Source organism: Pedobacter sp. ASV12 (assembly GCF_016429155.1).
GTDB lineage: Bacteria > Bacteroidota > Bacteroidia > Sphingobacteriales > Sphingobacteriaceae > Pedobacter.
Map to the genome: position 1 here is coordinate 1 of NZ_JAELUC010000277.1, position 483 is coordinate 483.

Annotated in this window: 1 pseudogene; it reads left to right on the forward strand. The window is 63.8% G+C overall.

Annotated elements, in window-relative coordinates:
- Positions 1-483 (forward strand): annotated as a pseudogene (locus tag JHD69_RS20285) (exosporium protein); the annotation flags it as partial.

Here is a 483-nt window from a genome sequence, read left to right on the forward strand (position 1 = left end):
CTTCTGGCACGCCGGGTACGCCTGGTTCCGGCCAGCCCGGCGCTCCCGGCGCTGGCATCACGGTAGTGACCAACGACAGCGGCACCTGGGTCTACAACCCTACAACAAATACCTGGACCAACATCAATGGTCCGAAGGGGGATAAAGGCGACAAGGGCGATGCCGGCGTGGTTGGCGTTCAGGGCCTTCCGGGCACTTCTGGCACGCCGGGTACGCCTGGTTCCGGCCAGCCCGGCGCTCCCGGCGCTGGCATCACGGTAGTGACCAACGACAGCGGCACCTGGGTCTACAACCCTACAACAAATACCTGGACCAACATCAACGGTCCGAAGGGGGATAAAGGCGACAAGGGCGATGCCGGTGCGACAGGTGCCCAAGGTCCAAAAGGGGATACCGGTGCCCAAGGTTTGAAAGGAGATAAAGGCGATACGGGAGCTGCCGGTCCTGCTGGTGCTACTGGCCCCGCCGGTGCGACAGGTGCCC